Raw genomic sequence first — 4,962 nt, 5'->3', positions numbered from 1 at the left:
GACAGGCTCAGCCCGAACGGAGTGTGGGGACACAAAGCAGCGGGGTGGCCACGAATGATGAGTGACATGCCGCAACCAGAGCCCGTTCGCCCTGGGCCTGTCGAAGGGTGCGCACAGCACGGTGCTGGCTTTGACAGGCTCAGCCCGAACGGAGTGGGGGGCACGAAGCAGCGGGAGGCCACGAATGATGAGTGACATGCCCCGGCTAGAGTCCGTTCGCCCTGAGCCTGTCGAAGGGTGCACACAGCACGGCACTGGCTCCCTTCGACAGGCTCGGGGCGATCAGGAATACAGGCTCCGCCCGAACGGAGTAGGGGGATGACCACGAATCTGGAGACCTGGAAACCGATGAACCCCACCGCCTTGATCGCCGACGACGAGCCGCTGCTGCGCGAGCGCCTCTGCGCCCTTCTGGCCCGCTTGTGGCCCGAGCTGCAGATCGTGGCGCAGGCGCGCAATGGCCGCGAGGCGGTGGAAATGTTCGACGAGCACACCCCGCAGGTGGTGTTTCTCGACGTGCACATGCCTGGGCTCAACGGCGTGGAGGCCGCACGCTCGATCGCGCGGCGCGCCGAGGTGGTGTTCGTCACCGCCTACGAACAATACGCCGTGACGGCCTTCGAGCAAGGCGCGCTCGATTACGTGGTCAAGCCCTTCGACGAAGCGCGGCTGGCCGACACGGTGGAGCGTTTGCGCGCCAAGCTCGCACGCGCGCCAGAGGCGGGTGCCGACACCGTCGAGGCGGTGATCGAGAAGATGTCGGCCGAGCTGCGCCGCCATGCCGGTGCCAGCCACTGGTTGCAGTGGATCAAGGCCTCGGTGGGCACCAGCGTGCGACTCATTCCGGTGGAGCAGGTGGCCTACCTGCGCTCTGACGAGAAGTACACGCTGGTGGTGTGGGAGGGTGGCGAGGCGCTCATCCGCAAGAGCATCCGCGAGCTGGCCGATGAACTTGACCCGGAGCGGTTTGCGCAAGTGCACCGCTCGGTGATCGTCAACCTGCACCAGGTGAGCCAGGTCGACCGCGGCCCGAACGAGACGGCCGAGGTGCGCCTGAAAGGCCGCAAGGACGTGCTGCCGGTGAGCCGCAGCTTCGTGCACGTGTTTCGTCACATGTGAGTGGTGTAGTACATGCTTGTAGTGAAACAACGCCAGCATGGACGGGTCGAAGTTGAAACCAAATGTGTCTTATCTTCCTGTTGCCGCAGAGAAGGATGATGACTTTTCTCATTTAAAACAATGAGATAGAAAAAATCACCCGACGGCCCGATTTCCGCGATTCAGGTCTTCTCTGGGTAGGCAAGCCCGGCATGGCGTACTTACATTACGCCTCCGTGACGCGAAGACGTCACTGAAAAAATGCCCGTGGCCGCACCACCCACAGGAGACAAACATGCATTCGCTTTCAACCGCCATGCGCTGGCTGGCCTTGGCTGCCTTGCTCGGCGCCACGGCACTCAGCCACGCACAGACCTCCCCCCGCACCGCCTTCGTGCAGCTCTTCGAATGGCGCTGGACCGACATCGCCCGCGAGTGCGAAACGCATCTCGGCCCCAAGGGCTTCGCGGCCGTGCAGGTCTCGCCGCCCAGCGAACACAACTGGATCACCAGCGGTGACGGCGCGCCCTTTCCCTGGTGGATGCGCTACCAGACCGTGAGCTACAACCTCGACCGCAGCCGCAGCGGCACGCGTGCCGAGTTTCAAGACATGGTGAACCGCTGCAATGCGGTGGGCGTGGGCATCTATGCCGATGCCGTGATCAACCACATGTCGGGCGGCACGAGCGGAACGTCCAGCGCCGGGCGCAGCTGGTCGCACCACAACTACCCCGGCCTCTACGAGCACCGCCACTTCCATTCACCGGTGTGCGGCGTCAACAACTACAAAGACGCCAACAACGTACAGAACTGCGAGCTCGAGGGCCTGCAAGATCTGGACACCGGCAACCTCGAAGTGCGCCGCAAGATCGCCGACTACCTGGTTGGTCTCGCCAACATGGGCGTGAAAGGCTTTCGTGTCGATGGCGCGAAGCACATCAACCCTGCCGACCTGGGCGCCATCATCGACGACGTGAATTCGCGCGTGGCCACGCGGCCGTTCTGGTTCCTGGAAGTCATCGGTGCCAGAGACGAGGCGGTGCAGCCCAACCAGTACTTCCACCTGAGTGGTGGCCAGGCGACCATCACCGAGTTTGCCTACGGCCCGCAGCTTCACGGCAAGTTTGCCGGTGGCGGCAAGCTGGCCGACCTGAAGACTTTCGGCGAGACCTGGGGCCTGATGGGCAGCAGCAAGGCCGTGGCCTTCACCGACAACCACGACAAGCAGCGTGGCCACGCCGGCGGCGGCAACTACCTCTCGTACCAAAACGGCGCGACCTACGACCTCGCCAACGTGTTCATGCTCGCCTGGCCGTATGGCTACCCGGTGCTGATGTCGAGCTACGCTTTCGAGAAGGCGAACAAGTTTGACACCAGCTTTGGCCCGCCGCACAACGCCGATGGTTCGACCCGCGGCCCCTGGGCCGACGGCGCCAGCGCACCGGCGTGTTTCAACCAGACACGAGGCGGCTGGGTGTGCGAACACCGCTTCCGCCCGATCGCCAACATGGTGGGCTTTCGCAATGCCAGCGTGAGCAGCTGGTCGGTCAACAACTGGTGGGATAACGGCAACAACCAGATCGCCTTCAGCCGCGGTGACAAGGCCTTCGTCGTCATCAACAAGGAAGGCGGCGCGTTGTCGCGCAGCTTCCAGACCGGCCTGCCCGCAGGCGACTACTGCGACGTGATCAGTGGCGACTTTGCGGCCGATGCGTGCAGCGGCACGGTGGTGACGGTCGGTGCCTCCGGCCTGGCCACCATCAACGTGGCCGCCAACTCAGCCGCGGCCTTGCACGTCAACGCCAAGGTGGGCACGCGGCCGGGCGTGAACACCGCCTTCACGGTGCAAAGCGCCGCTCCGGCCTCAGGCCAGCAGGTCTTCGTGGTGGGCAGCGCGGCTGCGCTCGGCGCGTGGAACCCGTGCAATGCGGTGGCGCTGCCGGCTGCATCAGCGGGCCATGCGGGCACGGTCAGCCTGCCGGCCTCGACCAACGTGCAGTACAAGTTCATCAAGTACAGCAGCTGCACCAGCGTGACCTGGGAAGGCGGCAGCAACCGCAGCCTCACCACGCCCGCCAGCGGCACGGCGAGCGCCTGCGGCGTGTTCAACAGCACAGCGGCCTGCAACAACGGCGGTGGCGAAACGGCGAGCGTCACCTTCAACCACACCGCCAGCACCGTGGCCGGGCAGAGCGTTCACCTGGTGGGCAGCCTGCCCGCGCTCGGCAGCTGGGCGCCCGCGAGTGCGGTGCCGCTCACCCTGGTGTCGGGCAGCCAATGGCGCACGCAGATCACGCTGCCGGCCAGCACCGCGATGGAATACAAGTTCATCAAGAAAGACGGCAGCGGCAACGTGGTGTGGGAAAGCGGCGCCAACCGCAGCCTGATGACACCGGCGCCTGGCGCTTCGCAGACGGTCACCACCACCTGGAAATAAGCCCACCGAACACCGGTTATGCGGCCGTGGCGCAGTAGACCGCGCCACCTTCATTACCGACTTGCCGCAAGGCGGGTCGGTATTTTTTCGTCAGGCCTCGGGCCAGTGGCGGGCGAACACGGGTGCCACGTGGGGGTGCTGCTCGATGCGCAGCACCAGCTCCAGAAACTTCGGGCGGTGCTTCTTGATGTGGGCTCGTGTGCCCGACCACTTGGAAACCACCGCCGCCAGGTAGTCGAGCGCGCCCGGCGCCTGGCCGTTGAAAAACGGTTGGGCCTCGAAGCTGTCGGCAAAGATCTCCCAGCTGCGGTGCAGTTGGGCGCGGGCGCCCAGGCGCAGACGTTCGCGCAGCGGGTCGTCTTCGGTGCACTCGCTGATCCAGCGCTCGGGGTAGTCGGAGATGCTGACGTTGGAGTAGCAGTTGGCCGCAATGAACACCAGGCCGCGGATCGCCTGCGCGCGTGCGGCGTTGTCGGTCGGCAGCAAGGCCGCTTCGGGGTGGCTCAGGCCCAGGTGGATGAGGATGGCGGCGCTCTCTGTCATCACGCTGCCATCGGGGAACACCAGCGTGGGGATCTGCCCCATCGGATTCGCGCTGCGCAACTCGGCCTGGGCCGAGTCGCTTTCCCAGGTCGAGGCTCGCACCGAGCGGTAGGGCAGGTCGATGCGCTCAAGCGCCAGCTCGACCGAAGACGAGCCTGAACCTTGCGAGCCGTAGAGGGTGTAGCCGGGCATGTGCGCCCCCCAGTCAACTTGGAGAGCGAGATGATGCGGGAATTCAGTAGGCGTAGACAACCGCCGAGCGTGCACCCAGGGTGAGGGTCGCTTGCCCATTGCCATCGGCCGAAACGGCTGCGGCAACAGCGGGCCACAGCGCCTGCAGGCTGGCGCCGGCCGGCAAGCCGCTCACCACCACCGTGCTCGCCGCCACGCCGTAGTTCAAGGCCACCACCACCCGGCTGCTGCCGCTGCGCCGCACGAAGCTGAGTGCACTGCCTTGCACCGTGGCCTGTTCGTAGCTGCCGAAGGCCAGTGCGTCGGTGCTGCTGCGCAGCTGGATCAGCGTGCGATAGGTGTGCCACAGCGAGTTGGCATCGGCCCGCGCGGCGGCGGCGTTGTGCGTGGCGACGTTCGCGGCCAGCGCGCGGTAGGGTGTGCCGGTGGTGAAGCCGGCACGCTGGGTGTCGGCCGTCCAGCTCATCGGCGAGCGCAGGGCCGGGTCACCGCTCAGGCCGAGGCCTGCACCCATGCCGAACTCTTCGCCGTAGTAGACGAAGGGAATGCCCGGCAGCGTGAGCAGGCTGGCGGCGGCGAGGCGCAGGCCGGCCGCATCGCCGCGCAACTGGTCGTAGACGCGCGCCCCGGCAAAGCCGTCGTGGTTCGACAACATGGTGGCCATGCTGACGGGTGCGGTCTTGAAATAGTCG

Annotated in this window: 4 protein-coding genes; 2 read left to right on the top strand and 2 right to left on the bottom strand. The window is 65.8% G+C overall.

Annotated features, from left to right (window positions below):
- Window positions 1-318: 318 nt before the first annotated feature.
- Both RMO40_RS06180 and RMO40_RS06175 read left to right on the top strand, forming a co-directional pair.
- Entirely contained in the window at window positions 319-1,119 is an 801-nt protein-coding gene (locus tag RMO40_RS06180) for a response regulator (RefSeq protein WP_309717809.1), read from the top strand.
- A 274-nt stretch (window positions 1,120-1,393) separates the two neighbouring features.
- Entirely contained in the window at window positions 1,394-3,535 is a 2,142-nt protein-coding gene (locus RMO40_RS06175; protein ID WP_309717806.1) for a carbohydrate-binding module family 20 domain-containing protein, read from the top strand.
- Window positions 3,536-3,625: 90 nt separating this feature from the next.
- On the opposite strand, the gene RMO40_RS06170 is transcribed toward RMO40_RS06175, so the two are convergent.
- Both RMO40_RS06170 and RMO40_RS06165 read right to left on the bottom strand, forming a co-directional pair.
- On the bottom strand, window positions 3,626-4,270 hold the full coding sequence (locus tag RMO40_RS06170) for a glutathione S-transferase N-terminal domain-containing protein (RefSeq protein WP_309717803.1): 645 nt from the start codon (window positions 4,268-4,270) through the stop codon (window positions 3,626-3,628).
- 43 nt (window positions 4,271-4,313) lie between these two features.
- Window positions 4,314-4,962: alpha-amylase family glycosyl hydrolase (locus RMO40_RS06165; RefSeq protein WP_309717800.1), on the bottom strand; the 649-nt coding region annotated here is incomplete at its 5' end.

It is taken from the genome of Rhizobacter sp. (assembly GCF_031412075.1).
In the GTDB taxonomy this organism is placed as follows: domain Bacteria; phylum Pseudomonadota; class Gammaproteobacteria; order Burkholderiales; family Burkholderiaceae_C; genus Rhizobacter.
Note: the sequence above shows the minus strand (reverse complement) of the source record. Positions and strands in the feature narration are given on the sequence as shown.

What these genes read in the sequence shown, in the direction of transcription:
- RMO40_RS06175 (WP_309717806.1), top strand. Translation starts at nt 1,394, where the DNA reads ATGCATTCGCTTTCAACCGCCATGCGCTGGCTGGCCTTGGCTGCCTTG.
- RMO40_RS06180 (WP_309717809.1), top strand. Translation starts at nt 319, where the DNA reads ATGACCACGAATCTGGAGACCTGGAAACCGATGAACCCCACCGCCTTG.
- RMO40_RS06170 (WP_309717803.1), bottom strand. Translation starts at nt 4,270, where the DNA reads ATGCCCGGCTACACCCTCTACGGCTCGCAAGGTTCAGGCTCGTCTTCG.